This window comes from Chondromyces apiculatus DSM 436 (genome assembly GCF_000601485.1).
Classification (GTDB): Bacteria; Myxococcota_A; Polyangia; order Polyangiales; family Polyangiaceae; genus Chondromyces; species Chondromyces apiculatus.
The window spans coordinates 33,742-51,077 of record NZ_ASRX01000052.1 but is presented as its reverse complement, the minus strand read 5'-3'; the positions used below and the strand labels follow the sequence as shown (position 1 = coordinate 51,077).

Here is a 17,336-nt window from a genome sequence, read left to right as displayed (position 1 = left end):
TCCGATGATGCTGCGCGAAAGAACAGAACGAAGCGCTCATTGCCCGCGTCTCCCCGAAAGGTGTCGCGAAGGCCGTTGCATGCCTCTGCGCAGGGTCGGACGCGGGAGGAGCGGCGCGATCCTGTTCGCGCTCGTAGCCACCCTCTCCATGCTCGTGGCGAGCCCGTCCTCGGTGCTCGCCAGAGCGCCCATCGAGCCGTCCGCCGCACCCCCCGCCGCAGCGTCGCCTGGAGCCGTTCCCATCGAAGCGCCCGCAGCCGCGCCCGAAGCGCCTCTGGCTGCCCCCGGAGCGCCTGAGCCGGCGGCTGCAGCCGCGCCTGCAGCCGCGCCCCTTGCAGTTCCCGCGACTGCGCAGCCCGAAGCTCCTGGAGCCGCATCCGCCGATGCGCCGGCAGCGGAGCCTCCTGCTACGGCAGCCGAGGCTCCCTCCAGCGAGGAGCGCAAGACGAGGATCGCGGCGCTCGCCGCCGAGGCGAAGGACGTGGCGCATGGCGAGCCTGCGGGGGCGTTGCTCCAGCGCGTCATGGACGAGCTGGAGACCCTCCGGCCGGAGGTGGACGCGGCGCTCGGCGAGGGGCGGGCAGCGGAGGAGGCCGCGAATGCCGGCAAGACGCGGCTCGCGGAGGCGCTCCGGGACGAGGAGACGCTCGACGCGACGCGGGTGCACCTGCTCGCGCGGCTGAACGAGGAGCAGCGCGAGGAGGCGTTCGGCATCGACCGGGCGGGGATGGAGCAGCTCCGCGCGGAGGTGTGGCACCTGCAGGCGCGGGCGCAGGGGTACGTGCTCCAGCGGGAGCGCATCGCCGGCGAGGCGCTCGCCTGGATCCGCGATCCCTTCCAGCTCGCGGCGCTGTCGGTGCGCGCGCTCCTGGTGCTGGTGGTGGTCGTCGTCGTGCTGGTCCTGGCGTCACGGCGACAGCGCTTCCTCGATCGGACGAGGGACGTGCTCCACCGCGTCATCAGCAGGCCGCGCCTGCAACGGTGGGTGACGGGGGCGCACACGGCGGTCTCGGCGATCTCGGGGCCGCTCTTGTTTTTGGTGGTGGTGTGGGGCGTGCACGCGGCGCTGGGGCCCGCGGCGGCGCGCGTCCGCGAGGTGGAGCTGGGCTTCACCCTTCTGCGCTGGTACGCGCTCTACCGGCTGGGCGTCGCGATCGCGCACCAGTTCGTGGCCTCCCGGGTGGGGACGCCGGAGCTGCCGCTCGGGGAGGCCATCAGCAAGAAGATCTTCCACTCGCTGCGCACCGTGGGGCGCTACGCGCTCTTCACGGCGCTCATCCTGACCGTGCTCGCCGTCACGGTCGGCCATGGGTACATCTACCACCTGGTGCACCGCGTCGCGTGGCTCGGCACCCTGGTGCTCGCGTGGATCCTGATCCGGCGGTGGCGTGACGACATCTGCGACGCGTACCTGCGCCGGCACGACACGGGGGCGCTCGCCGATGCGGTGCGGAGCACGCGGACGCGGTGGTACGGGTTCTTCGTCGCCGTCCTGGCGTTCCTGGTCCTGGCGGTGGCCGCGCTGGGCCGCTGGGCCAGGCGCTACCTGCTCGGCTTCGAGCAGTCGCACCGGCTGCTCGCGTTCCTGTTCCGGAGGCGCCTCGAGCGCCGCCAGGGGGGCGCCGGCGCGGACGAGGCGGTCGTGGAGCTGCCCGAGGACCTGCGCGCGCGGATCCCGGAGCTGCCCATCGAGGACCCTGCCACGGGGCTCGAGTACTACCCGGGGCTCGAGAAGTTCGAGGCGCTGCTCACGGCCTGGAAGGACAGCCCTCGGATCGGCTCGCTCCTGCTCGTCGGGGGCGCCGGATCCGGCAAGACGAGCTGGCTGCGCGCCGCGGAGCGCAAGGCCGAGGGCATCCCCACCCAGCGCATCGCCCTCAAGCAGCGCATGCTCACCGAGAAGGACGTGTCGGCCACGCTCGGCGCGGCGCTCGGAGCCCCGGAGGCGGCGCTGGGGAGCGCCGAGGCGCTCGCGGGGTGGCTGCGCACCCAGCCGCGACGGCTGCTCATCCTCGACGACCTGGAGCACCTGTTCCTGCGAGGGCTCGACACCTGGGGCGCCTGGGAGGCCTTCCTCGACATCGTGGAGTACTCGGCGCCCAGCATGTTCTGGCTGTGCGCGCTGGCCCATCACCCGCACCGCTTCGTGCTCTTCGCGCGCGGCGAGATCCCGGTCTTCCGCGCCGTGGTGCAGCTCGCGCCGTGGCCCGAGAAGAAGCTCGGCGAGCTGCTCGCCGGCAGGGTCCGGGAGAGCGGGTACGAGCTGTCGTTCCACGATCTGCTCGTGGACGAGGACGCGCCCGACCAGGCCTCGCACGCGGCGGAGACCGAGCGCGACTTCAACCGCCTGCTCTGGGACTACTCGCAAGGTGTGCCCCGCGTCGCGCTGCACTACTGGCTCGCCTCGCTGCGCCCCGACGGGGAGCGGCGCCTGCGGGTGCGCCTCTTCCACGGCCCGAGCGAGGACACCCTGGAGGACCTCAGCGAGATCGAGCGCTTCGTGCTGGCCAGCGTGGTGTGGCACGACAGCCTGACCCCCCAGGAGGCGGCGCTGTCACTCGGCTACGGGCGCCTCCCCTGCGAGGACGCGCTGACCAAGCTCCTCGAGGTCGGCGTCGTCGACAACAACGGCGGCCGCCACCGGGTCACCACGCCCTGGCAGAGCGCCGTGACCAGCTTCCTCCTGCGCAAGCACCTCATCCAGCCCTGACGAGACGAGACCATGGAACCCGACCAGGACGACATCGAAGGCGGCGCGAAGCTCATCGAGACCATTCAGGCTGGAGGGGTGGTCACGGGCCTGGTGATCCTCGCCGTCACCTGGTTCCTGGTGCGGATCATCACCGCCGCCCTGGAGCGCAGCGGCAACCGCTTCGTGCACCGCCGCCTGATGCTCAGCCAGCTCGCGACGCTGACGCGGTTCGGCATGTACATCGGCGGCATCGCCGCGGCGATCGGCTTCTCCCTCAACCTGTCCAAGGAGGTGGTGCTGGCCCTGACCGGCACCGTCGCCGTGACCATCGGCTTCGCGCTGAAGGATCTGGCCTCGTCGATCCTCGCCGGCCTCACCCTGATCGTCGACCGCCCCTTCCAGGTCGGTGACCGGGTGCACTTCGAGGATTACGAGGGGGAGATTACCGCCATCGGCCTCCGCTCCGTGCGGCTGCGCACGGAGGACAACCTCCTCGTCACCATCCCCAACAACAAGTTCCTCACCGAGTCGGTGGCCTCCGCGAACCAGGGCCGCCTCGACATGATGGTGAAGCGCGAGTTCTTCGTGTCGGCGGACCAGGACCTGGATCTCGCCAAGCGCATCGTGGAGGAGTGCATCACCAGCAACCGCTACGTGTTCCTCGGCCAGCCCTGGGCCGTGAGCATGGAGCAGGTGGTGCTCCAGTTCGGCACCGCGGTGCGCCTGGAGGCCGAGGCCCACGTGCTCGACATGAAGTACAAGCAGGACTACCAGGGCACCCTGACCGAGCGCGTGCTCGCCGCCTTCCGCGAGAAGAACGTGATCCTCGCGGGAGGGGCCCCCCCGAAGGGCGCGAAGGCGGCTGAAGCGCCGGATGCGCCGGGGGCCCACCGCGCGCTGTCGTAGCCCTCTGCCGGGTGATGCTTGACAGGCAATGGTGCGGAGGGTACGAAATGCGCGTGCTGGTGCCTGTGCCCTTGCGCAGGCATAATAGGGAACCCGGTGTGATTCCGGGGCTGCCCAGCAGCGGTAAGTGAGAACGAAACTCGTCAACGACACTGGTTCCCTCGGGGAGCTGGGAAGGGACGAGCGGTAGGAAGCCGGCCCCGCGCCGGAATGCTCGCGAGCCCGAAGACCTGCCAGCGCCCGTACGCGAGAGACATGCGCGCACGGTTCGACCTGAGCCTCTAGGGAAGGCGGCGAGGTCCGAGCGCTCGGGAGCATTGCGCGTCCGGGCGCGCATCAGGGGCCGAGCCATCCTTCCTGCGGCTCCGGGCCGCCCGCGTGGCGGTGTTCCGGTTCGGGGATTCTGCGGCACGTTCATTCCGTCGTCGCGCAGTGCATTCGCATGCCCTGGCGCGGCATTCACGTGGCATTCGCGCGCCATTCGCGCGCCATTCACTTCATTCGCGGCCCACGGGCGCGCCGAGAGGGCGGTCGTGTGCGCGCGGGTTGCCAGGTTTCAATGGGCATGGACACCGTTCGTTATCCGGAGGGGCACGTGCTCCTGCGCCACCTCGCGCGGGAGCTGCCGGTGATCTCGCACGGGCACGGCGTTTACCTGTTCGACAAGCAGGGGAGGTCGTACCTGGACGGGTCGGCGGGGGCGCTGGTGGCGAGCGTGGGGCACGGCAACCGCGAGGTGGCGGCGAGGATCCACGAGCAGCTCGTCAAGGTGGCGTACGTCAACGGCACGCACTTCACCTCGGAGGTGACGGAGGAGCTGGCGGCGCGGCTCTGCGCGCAGGCGCCCCCGGGGCTCGACAGGGCGGCATTCCTCGGCTCGGGGTCGGAGGTCACGGAGGCGGCGATCAAGTTCGCGCGGCAGCTCTGGGTGGAGCGCGGAGAGCCGCGACGATCGAAGGTGATCGCGCGGGTGCCGAGCTACCACGGCAACACCCTGTTCGCGCTGTCGCTGTCGGGGCGGCCTCACTACAAGAAGTTCTTCGGGCCGCTGCTGTCGGAGGTGGTGACGACGGCCGCGCCGTATCCGTACCGGTCGGGGCTCCAAGACTACGCGCGGGAGGGGGCCGACCACTATGCGCGGCTCCTGGAGGAGACCATCGCGCGGGAAGGGCCGGAGACCATCGCGGCGTTCATCGCGGAGCCGGTGATCGGGTCGTCGGCGGGGGCCGCGGTGCCGCCTCCTGGCTACTTCGCGCAGGTGGGGGAGATCTGCAGGAGGCACGGGATCCTCACCATCGCCGACGAGGTGATGTGCGGGTGCGGGCGCACGGGGAGCTTCTTCGCGAGCACGCCGCTCGGGTTCGAGCCCGATGCGCTGGTGCTGGGGAAGGGGTTGAGCGGGGGATACGTGCCGCTCAGCGCGCTGCTGGTGAAGGGGGCGCACCTGGAGGAGATGCGGCAGGGGTCGGGGGGGTTCATGCACGCGCAGACGTACCTGCAGGCGCCGTCGATGACGGCGGCGGGGGTCGCGGTGCTCGACTACTTCGAGAAGCACGATCTGGTGAGCCACGCGGCGCGGGTGGGGGCGTACCTCCAGCGGCGGCTGCGGGAGGCGCTGCTGCCGCTGCCAGGGGTGGGCGCGGTGGAGGGGGTGGGGCTCCTCGCCGGGGTGGAGCTGGTGGAGGACAAGGCGACGAAGCGGCCGTTCCCTCGGGCCCGGAAGGTGGTGGAGGGGCTGCTCGGGGCGCTGTTCGCGGAGGGGCTGATCCTGTGGCCGAACACGGGACACGCGGACGGAGAGAACGGGGATCTGGTGATGGTCGGGCCGCCGCTCGTCATCACCGAGGGCGACGTGGACGAGCTGGTCGAGAAGCTGGCCCGGGGAATCATGCAGCACATGGAGAGGCGATGAGCTTTCGCATCACGTATTCGGTGCTCGACGCGGACATGACGGCGCTGCACGCGCACTTCGACGAGGCGCTCGCCGTGGTCCGGGGTGGGCTCGGCGGGGAGCACCCGTCGTGGATCGCGGGGGAGGCGTTCCGGAGCGGGGACCTGCTGGAGAGCCGGAACCCGGCGCGGCCCGCGGAGCTGCTCGCGAGCGTTCACCGCACCCCGGTGGGCGAGGTGGCGCGGGTGATGCGGACCGCGAAGGAGGCGCAGCGGCGCTGGGCCAGGGTGCCCTGGCAGGAGAGGGCGCTCGTGCTGCGGCGCGCGGCGGACCTCATCTCGGCGCGGCGCTTCACGCTGGCGGCGATCATGAGCCTGGAGGTGGGGAAGAACCGGCTGGAGTCGCTCGGGGACGTGGAAGAGTCGGCCGATCTGCTGCGCTACTACGCGGGGCAGTTCGAAGAGGCGCAGGGGTTCGTGAGGCCGATGGCGCGGCTGTCCTCCGGAGAGAGCACGCTGAGCGTGCTCCGGCCGTACGGGGTGTTCGTGGTGATCGCGCCCTTCAACTTCCCGCTCGCGCTCGCGGCAGGGATGAGCGCGGGGGCGCTGCTCGGCGGGAACGCGGTGGTGCTCAAGCCGAGCGAGGAGGCGCCGTGGTGCGCGGAGGGGCTCTACCAGGCGCTCGTGGAGGCGGGGCTGCCCGAGGGGGTGCTGCAGGTGGTGCACGGGGAGGGGGAGACGCTGGGGGCGGCGCTCGTGGACCACCCCGAGGTGGATGGCGTCGCGTTCACGGGGAGCCGGAGCGTGGGCTACGGGATCCACGCCCGGCTCAACGCGGCGGGGATCAGGCCGTGCTTCCTGGAGCTGGGCGGGAAGAACCCGGCCATCGTCTGCCAGGAGGCGGACCTGGAAGACGCCATCGAGGGGTGCTTCCGGTCGGCCTTCGGGCTGTCGGGGCAGAAGTGCAGCGCGCTGTCGCGGGTCTACGTGCACGAGGATCTGAAGCGCGGGTTCCTCGCCGGGCTCTCGAAGAAGGCGCTCGACGTGCGCGCGGGAGATCCGAGCCTGGCGGAGACGTTCATGGGGCCGGTGATCAACGCGGCGGCGGTGCGGCGCTTCGAGCAGGCGGCGGCCGAGGCGCGGCGGGAGGGGACGGTGCACGCCGGCGGGGTGCGGGTGCGGCCGTCGGCGGAGCTCGCAGAGGGGCACTTCGTGGCGGCGACGGTGGCGGAGCTGGAGCATGGGCACCGGCTGATGCGCGAGGAGCTGTTCCTGCCCTTCGTGGGCGTGACCGGCTTCCGCACGCTGGAGGAGGCGCTGGGGATGGCGAACGACTGCGCCTACGGGCTGACGGCGGGGATCTTCAGCCAGAAGGCGGAGGACGTGGAGGCGTTCATGGAGCGCGCGGAGGCGGGGGTGCTCTACGCGAACCGCCGCGCCGGGGCGACGACCGGGGCGTGGCCGGGGGTGCAGGCGTTCTGCGGCTGGAAGGGGAGCGGGTCGACCGGGAAGGGAGGCTGCGGGCCCTACTACGTGGCGCAGTTCATGCGCGAGCAATCGCAGACGCGGGTGGGGTGAGCGGCGTGAGCGGAGGCGTGAGTGGAGACATGAGCGGAGACATGAGCATGCTCTTCCCCGAGGTGCAGATCGCGCCGCCAGGGCCGAAGGCCCAGGCGATCATCGCGAAGGACCGGAAGTACGCCTCTCCGTCGTACATCAAGGAGTACCCGCTGGTGGTGGAGCGCGGGGAGGGGCCGTGGGTCTACGACGTCGACGGCAACCGCTTCCTCGACTTCATGGCGGGCATCGCGGTGGCCTCGACGGGCCACGCGCACCCGCACGTGGTGCAGGCCATCAAGGAGGCCGCGGAGCGGTTCCTGCACATCTGCGGGACGGACTTCTACTACGACTCCTTCGCGCGGCTGTGCGAGCGGCTCGCCGGCTACCTGCCGGAGATGGGCCCGAAGAAGGTGTTCCTCACCAACTCCGGGACGGAGGCCGTGGAGGGGGCGCTGAAGCTCGCGCGGCACCACACGCGCCGGCAGTACGTGGTGGCGTTCAAGGGCGGGTTCCACGGGCGCACCTACGGGGCGATCTCCCTCAACTCGTCGAAGGTGGCGCAGCGGGCGTTCTTCGGGCCGCTCCTGCCGGGGGTGATCCACATCCCCTACGCGAACCCCTACCGCCCGCTGGAAGGCGTCGGCGCAGGCGACGAGGCGGGCAACCCCGCGAGGCTCCTGGAGACGGAGTACTTCGTCAACCACGTGGATCCGCGCGAGGTGGCGGCGGTGTTCGTGGAGCCCATCCTCGGCGAGGGGGGCTACGTGGTGCCGCCGGCAGGGTTCCTGGAGGAGCTGCGGCGGATCTGCGACAGGCACGGGATCTTGCTGGTGTTCGACGAGGTGCAGTCGGGCATCGGGCGCACGGGGACGATGTTCGCGGCGGAGCACTTCGGGGTGATGCCGGACATCCTGCTGTCGGCGAAGGGGATCGCCTCGGGGATGCCGCTCGGGGCGATCGTGGCGCGTGAGGCGGTGATGACCTGGCCGCGCGGGTCGCACGGGAGCACCTACGGGGGCAACCCGGTGTGCTGCGCGGCGGCCCTGGCGACGCTCGACGTGGTGGAGGGGCTGCTCGGGCAGGTGCAGCGGACCGGGGCGTACCTGCAGGCGGGGCTGCGCGCGCTGCAAGCGCGGCACCCGGTGATCGGCGACGTGCGGGGCGTGGGGCTGATGGTGGGGGCCGAGTTCGTGGTGCCAGGAACCCTGGAGCCCGCGGGCGCGTACGTGGGGGAGCTGGAGCAGCTCGCGTTCCAGCGGGGGTTGCTCCTCCTGTCGTGCGGCAAGTCGACGATCCGGTTCGCGCCGCCGCTCGTGGTGACCGAGCACGAGGTGGACGTGATGCTGGGCATCCTCGGGCAATGCCTGGCGGATCTGGACGAGAAGCACCACCCGGAGCAGGCCGCAGCAACGCTCGGCGAGAAGATCTGAGGGCGCCCATGGACAAGCGTTGCTCGATGAAGGAAGCCATCGCCGCCTCGGTGAAGACGGGGTGCTCGCTGGTCATCGACGGGTTCACGCACCTCATCTGCTTCGCGGCGGGGCACGAGATCATCCGCCAGGGAGTCCGCGATCTGACGGCCATCCGGCTCACGCCGGACCTGGTGTACGACCAGCTCATCGAGGCGGGGTGCGTGAAGCGCCTGGTCTTTAGCTGGGCGGGCAACCCCGGGGTGGGGAGCCTGCACGCGCTGCGCCGCCGGAGCGAGGCGGGCGCGTCGAGCCGCATCGCGCTGGAGGAGTACTCGCATTTCGGGCTGCTTTCGCGGTTCCTGGCGGCGAGCGCGGGGCTGCCTTTCTGGCCGCTCGACAACTACGCCGGCGGCGACATCGCCAGGGCCAACCCGGAGATCAAGACGGTGCAGTGCCCCTACACGGGCAGGACGCTGGCGACGGTGCCGGCGCTGCACCCGGACGTGGCGATCCTCCACTGCCAGCGCGCCGACCAGGAGGGGAACGCGCAGGTGTGGGGGCTCCTGGGGTCGCAGAAGGAGGTGGCCTTCGCGGCGCGCCGGGTGATCGTGGTCGCCGAGGAGATCGTGCCGACGGAGGTGATCCGCAAGGACCCGAACCGGACGCTGGTGCCGGGGATCATCGTCTCGCACGTGGTGCACGAGCCGTGGGGTTGCCACCCGAGCTTCGTGCAGGGGTTCCACGATCGCGACAACGAGTTCTACGTGGCGTGGGAGGAGATCTCACGGAGCCCGGAGCGCTACGCGGCCTACCTCGACGCGTTCGTGTACGGGGTGGAAGACCGGAAGGGCTACCTGGCGAAGCTCGGCGCCGGGGTGATGGACAGGCTCCGGGCGAAGCCGCGGGTGTGCGCGGGGGTGGACTATGGCTACTGAGTCGAGGGGAGGCGCGGCGGCGCCGAGCGCGTCGGAGCGGATGGCGAGCGCGTCGGAGCGGATGGCGTTCCGGGCCGCGCAGGAGCTGCGCGACGGGGACGTGGTGTTCGTGGGGATCGGGTTGCCCAACCTGGCCTGCAACCTGGCGCGGGCGACGCACGCGCCGGGGCTGTGCATGATCTACGAGTCGGGCGCGATCGGGGCGATCCCGGAGCGGCTCCCGGTGTCGATCGGAGACCCGTCGCTGGTGACGGACAGCCTGGCGGTGGTGAGCCAGGCCGAGGTCTTCCAGTGCCTGCTCCAGGGCGGGCGCATCGAGGTGGGCTTCCTCGGCGGGGCGCAGGTGGACCGCTGGGGGAACATCAACACCACGGTCGTCGGTCCGTACGAGAACCCGAAGGTGCGGCTGCCCGGGAGCGGAGGGGCCTGCGAGATCGCGGTGCACGCGCGGAGGCTGCTCCTGATGATGCGCATGAGCCGGCGGGCCTTCGTGGAGCGCTGCGACTTCATCACCAGCCCCGGGCACCGGATGCACGGCAAGAGCCGGGCGGAGCTGGGGATGCCCGGGGGAGGGCCGGCGCGCCTGATCACCGACCTCGGGGTGCTCGCGTTCGACGAGACGGGAGAGGCGGTGCTGACGGAGGTGTACCCCGGCGTGACGCCGGAGGAGGTGCAGGCGGCCTGCGGGTGGCCCCTGAAGGTGGCCGCGCGGTTGGAGACGTCCGCATCTCCGGACGCAGAGACGCTGCGACTCCTGCGCGAGCGTCTAGATCCACAAGGACTCCATCTGTAACCGGCCAACGCCGGACCTGGAGGCGAGCTTGGGCGCCATGCTCCGCATCTATTTCGACGGGCTGGGCCCGCGGCAGCGCGGGTGGGTGTACCGGATCGAGCACGAGGACGGCCGCGACGAGTCGGGGTCGATCGGCTCGCTCGACGTGCTGGCGCGCGTGCTCCGGACGTGGGGAGAGCACCTCGTCGACCTGCCCTGGACCGAGCTGCCGACGTTCGGGGGGAAGCGCCCGCGCCGCACGCGCGGGGTGTGGAGCTGGGACGAGACGCGGCTGCTCGTGGGGGAGAACGCGGCCGAGGTGGTGCTGGTGGGGCGCACTAAGGGAGGCGCGGGAGAAGGGGTCGAGGCAGGAGGGGAGGCGGGGGCAGGAGGGGAGGCGGGGGCGGGAGGCGAGGCGGGGCCGGAGGCAGGTGGCGAGGCGGGGGCGGGAGGCGAGGCGGGGCCGGAGGCAGGTGGCGAGGGAGGCGCGGGTGCAGGGGCGCTCGGAGGGACTGGAAGCAGGGCAGGGGGGTGATCCGGCCGCGTTGCCTGTACGCTCCGAGGGATGGAACGCATCACTGTGGAGCGGCTGGGGCACGTGGTCCGTATCGGCTTGAACCGTCCGGCAAAGCGCAACGCCTTCGACCTGACGATGCTCGACGAGCTGTCGCAGGCCTTCACTGACTACGAGGAGGACGAGGCGCTGTGGTGCGCGGTGCTCTTCGCCCACGGAGACCACTTCACGGCGGGGCTGGACCTCGGCGAGGTGGGCCCGGCGGTGGCGTCGGGCAAGGCGCTGTTCCCGGTGGACCGGGTGGACCCGGTGGGGCTCGGGCCGCGGCGGCTGACGAAGCCGCTGGTGATCGGGGTGCAGGGCTACTGCTACACGCTGGGGATGGAGCTCACGCTGGCCGCGGACATCCGGGTGGCAGGCGAGGGGACCCGGTTCGCGCAGCTCGAAGTGAAGCGGGGGATCTATCCGTTCGGGGGAGCGACGCTGCGGCTGCCGCTGCTGACGGGGTGGGGGAACGCGATGAAGTGGCTGCTGACGGGCGACACGCTCGACGCCGCGGAGGCGCTGCGGATCGGGCTGGTGCAGGAGGTGGTGCCGGCGGCCGGGGTGCTCGACCGGGCGACGGCGCTGGCGCAGCAGGTAGCGCAGCAGGCGCCGCTGGCGGTGCAGGCAACGCTGGCGTCGTCACGGGCGATGCTGGCCGAGGGCTTCGAGGCCGAGGCGCTGCGGCTCGTGGAACGCGCCAGGGGGCTGATGGCGACAGAGGACGCGGCGGAGGGGATGAAGTCATTCCTGGAGCGGCGCGCGGGGGACTTCAAGGGGCGCTGAGGCGGGTACGGGCGGGAGGTCGGTGCGGGGGCGTGCGGCGTCAGCTCGGCTCGTCAGAAACTTCAGGAAGCGGGGCGAGCTTCTCAGCTCAGCTCGTCGAGCACTTCGGCGAGGGTCTGGGCGTGAGGCAGGCGCTCTGCCCAGCGTTCCAACTCGGGCATCTCGGCCGCCTCGATGCGGGTTACGACGGCCGCGGGCAGGTCGCCGAAGCGAGACTGAAGCAGCTTCAGCAACATCAGGCGCTCGCCTTCCCGACACCCTTCCTGCTGCCCTTCGCTGCGGCTCTCGTCACGTAGCTTCTGCTGGTAGTCCTGAAACCAGGCCCGGATCTCTGCGCTCATCTCGTCCTCCTCGTTTGCCGCGGCCTCCACGAGGCTGAGGCGGAAGTGTACCAGAAGGGGGGTGGCGACGCCGTTCTCCCAGGCGTCTTCCGGTAGTGCCGCCAGGTCAGCGAGGGCGCCGTGCAGGAGCTGTCCTTCGCCGAGCAGGCGCAGGAGGAGCGTGTCGCGCGTCCGGGGCAGCTCGGCCAGGATGACGATGCACATCGCCAGTCCGGGCACAGCCTGCCAGAGGCCGGGACGCGCCCGCTGACAGCCGTAGGCTTCGAGCACGGTCTCGGGGCGGCCGGGGCTGATGACCACGAGCGCGGGAAAGGGCACGGGTGGTTGGGAAGGCGGTTCCGGGTCGACTTGCGAACCCGCGGAGACCCTGGCGGCGCGGGCGCGGCGTTCCAGCTCGTGGTGCCAGGTGAGCTGCTTGCGCAGGCAGTGGCGCACATGCCTGAGGCTCGGGGTGGCGTGGTAGGGCTCGAACAGCGAGGGCTCCGCGGACAGCTCGCCGAGGAGGCCCATCTCGCGGCGCTCGGCTTCGCGGGCAGGGTCGGAGACGCTGTAGACGTCGATCTTCTGGGTGGCGGCCAGGACCTCGACCTCGGTCTCGGCGGTGGAGGCGCGGTTCAGCGCGTCGCGCAGGATGTTCTTCGCGAACTGGTCGGAGCGGTTGTGCATCGGCGCGGCCCCGCGGCGAGAGCGCGGCACGATGGGCCACCGAGGTCTCGCCCCGGCAACAAACAGGCGCCTCGGAGCGAGGGCAGTGCTAACAAACCGCGCAGCAGGAGTGATGTACGTGGAAGAGACGGTGGTGATCGTTGGGGCTGGGCAGGCGGGTGGCGAGGTGGCGACCTCGCTCCGGCAGCAAGGGTACGAGGGGCGCGTGGTGCTCGTGGGGGATGAGGCGCACCCGCCCTACCAGCGGCCGCCGCTCTCGAAGGGGTTCCTGCTGGGGAAGATGCAGCTCGCGCAGCTCTACCTGAAGCCGGAGGCGACGTACGAGAAGTTCAACATCACGCTGAAGCTCGGGACGCGGGTCACGGCGATCGACCGGGAGGCGCGGGAGGCGGTGCTCCAGGACGGGAGCCGGCTCGGGTACGACAAGCTGGTGATCGCGACGGGGGGGAGGGCGCGGCTCCTGCCGCTGCCAGGGGTGGAGCAGCGCAAGCTCGGGAACCTGTTCTACCTGCGGTCGATCGCGGACGTGGAGGCGATGCGCGCGCGGTTCGAGGCGGGCAAGCACCTGGTGCTGATCGGGGCGGGGTACGTGGGGCTGGAGGTGGCGTCGGCCGCGGTGCAGCTCGGGGTGAAGGTGACGGTCGTCGACGTGGCGCCGCGGGTGCTGTCGCGGGTGACGGGGCCGGAGGTGTCGGGATTCATCGAGGGGGTGCACCGGGAGCGGGGCGTCGTGTTCCGGATGCCGGCAGCGGTGCAGGGGGTGACGCTGGACGCGGCCGAGGAGGCAGTGCGCGAGGTGATCGTGGCGCAGGACGGGGTGGAGGATCGGATCGCCGCGGACCTGGTGCTGGTGGGGATCGGGCTCACGCCGAACACGGAGCTGGCGGCGGCGGCGGGGCTCGCGGTGGACGACGGGATCGTGGTGGATGAGATGGCGCGGACCTCGGACCCGGCGGTGCTGGCGGTGGGGGACTGCGCGAACCAGCCGAGCGCATATGCGGGGCGGAGGATCCGGCTGGAGTCGGTGCCGAACGCGATGGAGCACGCGCGGGTGGCGGCGGCGACGGTGCTGGGGAAGCCGGTGCCTTCGCCGGCAGTGCCGTGGTTCTGGTCGGAGCAGTTCGGGATGCGGCTGCAGATGGTGGGGCTGTCGACGGGGTACGATCGGTGCGTGACGCGGGGGTCGATGGAGAACAGGGCGTTCTCGGCGTTCTACCTGGCAGAAGGGCGCCTCATCGCAGCGGACGTGATCGGGAGGCCAGCGGATTTCCAGGCGGCGAAGAAGCTGGTGGCAGTGAAAGCGGTGGTGGATCCGGGGGCGCTCGCGGACGAGAACGTGGCGCTCGCGTCACTGGTGGGGTGAGTTTACGAAGCGCCGAGGAGGGCGGCACCGAGGACGCCAGCGGAGTCGCCGAGGGCATTGCGGAGGATGGGGGTGGTCAGCTCGTCATTGAAGACGTAATGCGCGACGCGGGCGCGGCCCTCGTCATAGAGAGCGTCGAGGTGGCTCAGGCCCCCGCCGAGGACGATGGCGCTGGGGTCGAGGATGTCGATGAGGTTGGCGAGGCCGCGGCCGTAGGCATCCAGGAGGGTGTCCATGGCGGCGCGGGCGTGGGGGTCGTTGGCCTCGGGCGCGGCGCGGGTGGCGATTGCGGCGAGGGGGAGGGGAGCGCCGGCGCGGCGGGCATAGTCGGCCTCGACGGCGGGGCCGCTGGCGAACTGTTCGAGGCAGCCGCGCTGGCCGCAGTAGCAAGGGTCGCCGCGGCCGGGGAAGACGGCGTGGTGGCCCCACTCGCCGCCGATGCCCTGGGGGCCGGGCCAGGGGCGGCCGAAGGCGATGAGGCCTCCGCCGACGCCGGTGCCCATGATCACGCCGAAGACGATGCCGTCGCGGTAAGGGGCGGCGGCGCCGAGGAAGGTCTCGGCGAGGGCGAGGCAGTTGGCGTCGTTGTCGAAGGCGATGGGGCGGGTACGGGCGAGGTGGGCTTCGAGGTCGGTGCGGAAGGGGCGGCCGTTGAGGCAGACGGTGTTGGAGTTCTTGACGAGGCCCGCGCGGGTGATGCTGCCGGGCATGCCGACGCCGAGGGGGACGTGGTGCGGGTCGAGGCCAAGCTCGGCGGCGAAGGAGGTGATGAGGGTGGCGGTCTCGGCGAGGACGGCGTCGTAGCCGCGCTCGCGGCGGGTGAGGACGCGGCGGCGGGCGAGGATGTCGGGGGCGCGAGGCGTGGTGGTGGCCGCAGGTGTACCGGCGGGATCGAGGCGCAGCGCGACGATCTCGATCTTGGTGCCGCCGAGGTCGACGCCGAGGGCGATATCGCTGCCGCTATCGCTGCCCGCTGAGGTCCCCCCGGTCATGCGTCAGCCGTCGAGGGGCTTGAGGAAGCGGACCTTGATGCGCTTCAGGCCCCAGCCGGAGAAGGTGACGCTGGCGATGGGGTCGGCGCCGGGGTCGATGCTGTTCACGGTGCCGAGGCCGAAGCGCTCGTGGCGGACGCGGGAGCCGCGGCGGAGGGAGATGCTCTCGCCGTCGCTCTCGGCGTCGGGGTCGCGGTCGATGAAGCGCTCGCCCGGGTTGACGGACTGGGGCGGGGGGCGCGGGGCGGCGTCGCGCATGCCGCTCACGGCGCTGTCCTGGGGGTGGCGCCAGGCGGGGCGGGGGCTGGTGTCGAAGCGGGTGCTGGCGGCGCGGTCGCGGTCGCCGCGGCCACCGAAGCGGCCAGCGCCGGAAGCGCCGGAGAAGCTGCCGAAGCCGCCGGAGGAGCCTTCGGGGCGGCGGGCCATCATCTGGGTGGCGGGGGTGAGCACGCCGCGCACCGCGGCCTCTGGCATGTCCTTGAGGAAGCGGCTCGGGGCGTTGTAGCGGGTCTGGCCGAAGATGGCGCGGCGGGAGGCGTGGGTGATCCAGAGCTTCTCGCGGGCGCGGGTGATGGCGACGTAGGCGAGGCGGCGCTCCTCTTCCACGTCGTCGCCGCGGGAGGGCTCCATGCTGCGGAAGGGGAAGAGGTCTTCCTCCATGCCGGTGAGGAAGACGGCGTGGAACTCGAGGCCCTTGGCGGCGTGGATGGTCATCATCGCGACCTTGGGGACGTCTTCGAGGGTGTCGGCGTCGGAGGTGAGGCTGACCCGTTCGAGGTAGCCGGTGAGGAGGGCGGGCTCGCCGGCGGCCTTCATTTCTTCCTCGTAGTCGAGGATGGACTGGAGCAGCTCCTGGAGGTTCTGGAGGCGGGCGTCGGCCTCGGCGTTGTCCTCTTCCTTGAGGAGCTTGGCGTAGCCGGTGCGTTCGAGGACCTCCTCGGCGACCTGGCTGGGGGAGGCCTCGCGGGCCTTCTTGCGCAGGTCCTCCATGAGGTCGCGGAAGCCGAGGAGGGCCTTGCGGGTCTGGGTGGTGACCGCGGGCTTGCCGCCGGCGCGGACGTCGTCGATGGCGCCTTCCACGAGGGGCTCGATGGCGTCGTAGAGGGAGACGCGGAGGTTGTCGGCGACCTGGATGAGGCGGTCGATGGTGGTCGAGCCGATCTTGCGGGAGGGGACGTTGATGATGCGGTGGAGGTCGACGTCGGTGCGCGGGTTGACCACGACGCGCAGGTAGGAGAGGAGGTTCTTGATCTCGGCGCGCTCGAAGAAGCGGGTGCCGCCGATGATCTGGTAGGGGATGCGCTCCGACCGGAGCACCTCTTCGAGCACGCGGGACTGGGCGTGCACGCGGTAGAAGACGGCGATGTCGCGGGGAGAGACGCCCTCGGCGGTGAGCTCCTTGATGCGGGAGGCGACCCAGGCCGCCTCGTCGTGCTCGCTGTCGGCGGCGACGACCTGGACCTGGTCCCCGGAGCGGTTCGAGGTCCACAGCTCCTTGGGCTCGCGGTCCTTGGCGCTGCGGATGACGCCGAGGGCGGCCTGGACGACGTTGGCCACCGAGCGGTAGTTCTGTTCGAGCTTGATGACCGAGGCCCCGGGGAAGTCGCGGCGGAAGCCCCGGATGACGCGCACGTCCGCGCCGCGCCAGCGGTAGATGCTCTGGTCGTCGTCGCCGACCACGCACAGGTTGTCGTGCTGCTTGCAGAGGGCGCGGACCAGGCGGTACTGGACGTGGTTGACGTCCTGGAACTCGTCGACGAGCACGTAGCTGAAGCGGCGGCGGAGGTCGTCGCCGGCGAGGCTCTCGGGGTCCTCGACGAGGCGGAGGACGGCGAGGAGGAGGTCGTCGAAATCGACGGCGCTGGCCTGCTTCAGGTGGCGCTCGTAGCCGCGGTAGCAGCGGAGGACGGCGTCGTCGAAGTAGCCGTCGGAGTCGACGTCGTCGGGGCCGCGGCCCTCCTGCTTGTAGGCGTGGATGCGGGAGAGGACCTGGCGGGGGGGGTAGCGGCGGTCGTCGAGGTCGAGCTCCTTGAGCACCCGGGCCACGACGGCGCGCTGGTCTCCGTCATCGTAGATGACGAAGCCTCGGTCGAGGCCCGCGGCCTCGTGGTGTTTGCGCAGCAGACGAACGCAGACGGAATGGAACGTGCCCACCCACAGGTCCCTCACGATGTCCGGGCCCAGGAGCCGTTCGAGGCGGTGCTTCATCTCGCCGGCCGCCTTGTTGGTGAAGGTGACCGCGAGGATGCGGTAGGGCGGGACGCGGTGCGTCGCGATGAGGTTGGCGATGCGGTAGACGATGACCCGCGTCTTGCCGCTGCCGGCGCCCGCGAAGATGAGCAGGGGGCCGTCGACGTGCTCCACGGCGTCGGCCTGGGGGCCGTTCAGCTCCTCGGGGATCACCGGCCTGTCGCCGGGGGCCTGGCCTCCATGCTCGTGCTGCTCCGCCACGGGGAGTCGCTAGC

Annotated in this window: 13 protein-coding genes and 1 riboswitch; of the genes, 10 read left to right on the top strand and 3 right to left on the bottom strand. The window is 71.4% G+C overall.

The annotated features are described in order from the left end of the window. Positions 1-79 precede the first annotated feature (79 nt). The 9 genes from CAP_RS28540 (at position 80) to CAP_RS28500 (ending at position 11,509) form a co-directional block, all read left to right on the top strand. Positions 80-2,710 (top strand): AAA family ATPase, encoded by a 2,631-nt coding sequence (locus tag CAP_RS28540; protein ID WP_044246798.1) that lies wholly within the window; start codon positions 80-82, stop codon positions 2,708-2,710. A gap of 12 nt (positions 2,711-2,722) precedes the next feature. Next, positions 2,723-3,598 carry a mechanosensitive ion channel family protein gene (locus CAP_RS28535; protein ID WP_052376204.1) on the top strand — a complete coding sequence of 292 codons (876 nt, stop codon included), beginning with the start codon at positions 2,723-2,725 and terminating at the stop codon, positions 3,596-3,598. A gap of 40 nt (positions 3,599-3,638) precedes the next feature. Further along, positions 3,639-3,850: riboswitch (cobalamin riboswitch) on the top strand. Between the two features lie 313 nt (positions 3,851-4,163). After that, complete coding sequence (locus CAP_RS28530; RefSeq protein ID WP_044246843.1) at positions 4,164-5,510, top strand: aminotransferase family protein; 1,347 nt, start codon at positions 4,164-4,166, stop codon at positions 5,508-5,510. After that, positions 5,507-7,066 carry an aldehyde dehydrogenase family protein gene (locus tag CAP_RS28525; protein ID WP_044246796.1) on the top strand — a complete coding sequence of 520 codons (1,560 nt, stop codon included), beginning with the start codon at positions 5,507-5,509 and terminating at the stop codon, positions 7,064-7,066. Before CAP_RS28530 ends, CAP_RS28525 begins: the two co-directional genes overlap by 4 nt. A gap of 41 nt (positions 7,067-7,107) precedes the next feature. After that, positions 7,108-8,478, top strand: coding sequence for an acetyl ornithine aminotransferase family protein (locus CAP_RS28520; protein WP_081865354.1), 1,371 nt, complete (start codon positions 7,108-7,110; stop codon positions 8,476-8,478). An 8-nt stretch (positions 8,479-8,486) separates the two neighbouring features. Beyond that, positions 8,487-9,395 (top strand): CoA transferase subunit A, encoded by a 909-nt coding sequence (locus tag CAP_RS28515; RefSeq protein WP_044246792.1) that lies wholly within the window; start codon positions 8,487-8,489, stop codon positions 9,393-9,395. Further along, entirely contained in the window at positions 9,385-10,188 is an 804-nt protein-coding gene (locus CAP_RS28510; protein WP_231511737.1) for a CoA-transferase subunit beta, read from the top strand. Before CAP_RS28515 ends, CAP_RS28510 begins: the two co-directional genes overlap by 11 nt. A 37-nt stretch (positions 10,189-10,225) precedes the next feature. Continuing rightward, the gene (locus CAP_RS52650; protein ID WP_063748765.1) at positions 10,226-10,702 is read left to right on the top strand and encodes a hypothetical protein; all 477 of its coding nucleotides are present in this window, start codon (positions 10,226-10,228) and stop codon (positions 10,700-10,702) included. A gap of 30 nt (positions 10,703-10,732) precedes the next feature. Further along, positions 10,733-11,509, top strand: a complete 777-nt coding sequence (locus CAP_RS28500; RefSeq protein ID WP_044246791.1) for a crotonase/enoyl-CoA hydratase family protein — start codon at positions 10,733-10,735, stop codon at positions 11,507-11,509. An 83-nt stretch (positions 11,510-11,592) separates the two neighbouring features. Here the strand turns inward: CAP_RS28500 and CAP_RS28495 are convergent, their stop codons facing one another. Beyond that, on the bottom strand, positions 11,593-12,516 hold the full coding sequence (locus tag CAP_RS28495; RefSeq protein ID WP_044246790.1) for a DUF4351 domain-containing protein: 924 nt from the start codon (positions 12,514-12,516) through the stop codon (positions 11,593-11,595). 112 nt (positions 12,517-12,628) lie between these two features. Here CAP_RS28495 and CAP_RS28490 point away from each other — a divergent pair, with 112 nt between their 5' ends. Further along, positions 12,629-13,879, top strand: coding sequence for an NAD(P)/FAD-dependent oxidoreductase (locus tag CAP_RS28490; protein WP_044246789.1), 1,251 nt, complete (start codon positions 12,629-12,631; stop codon positions 13,877-13,879). A 2-nt stretch (positions 13,880-13,881) separates the two neighbouring features. Here the strand turns inward: CAP_RS28490 and CAP_RS28485 are convergent, their stop codons facing one another. After that, positions 13,882-14,871 carry an ROK family protein gene (locus tag CAP_RS28485; protein ID WP_052376199.1) on the bottom strand — a complete coding sequence of 330 codons (990 nt, stop codon included), beginning with the start codon at positions 14,869-14,871 and terminating at the stop codon, positions 13,882-13,884. A 3-nt stretch (positions 14,872-14,874) separates the two neighbouring features. Next, entirely contained in the window at positions 14,875-17,322 is a 2,448-nt protein-coding gene (locus CAP_RS28480) for an ATP-dependent helicase (protein ID WP_052376198.1), read from the bottom strand. Between the last annotated feature and the right edge of the window lie 14 nt (positions 17,323-17,336).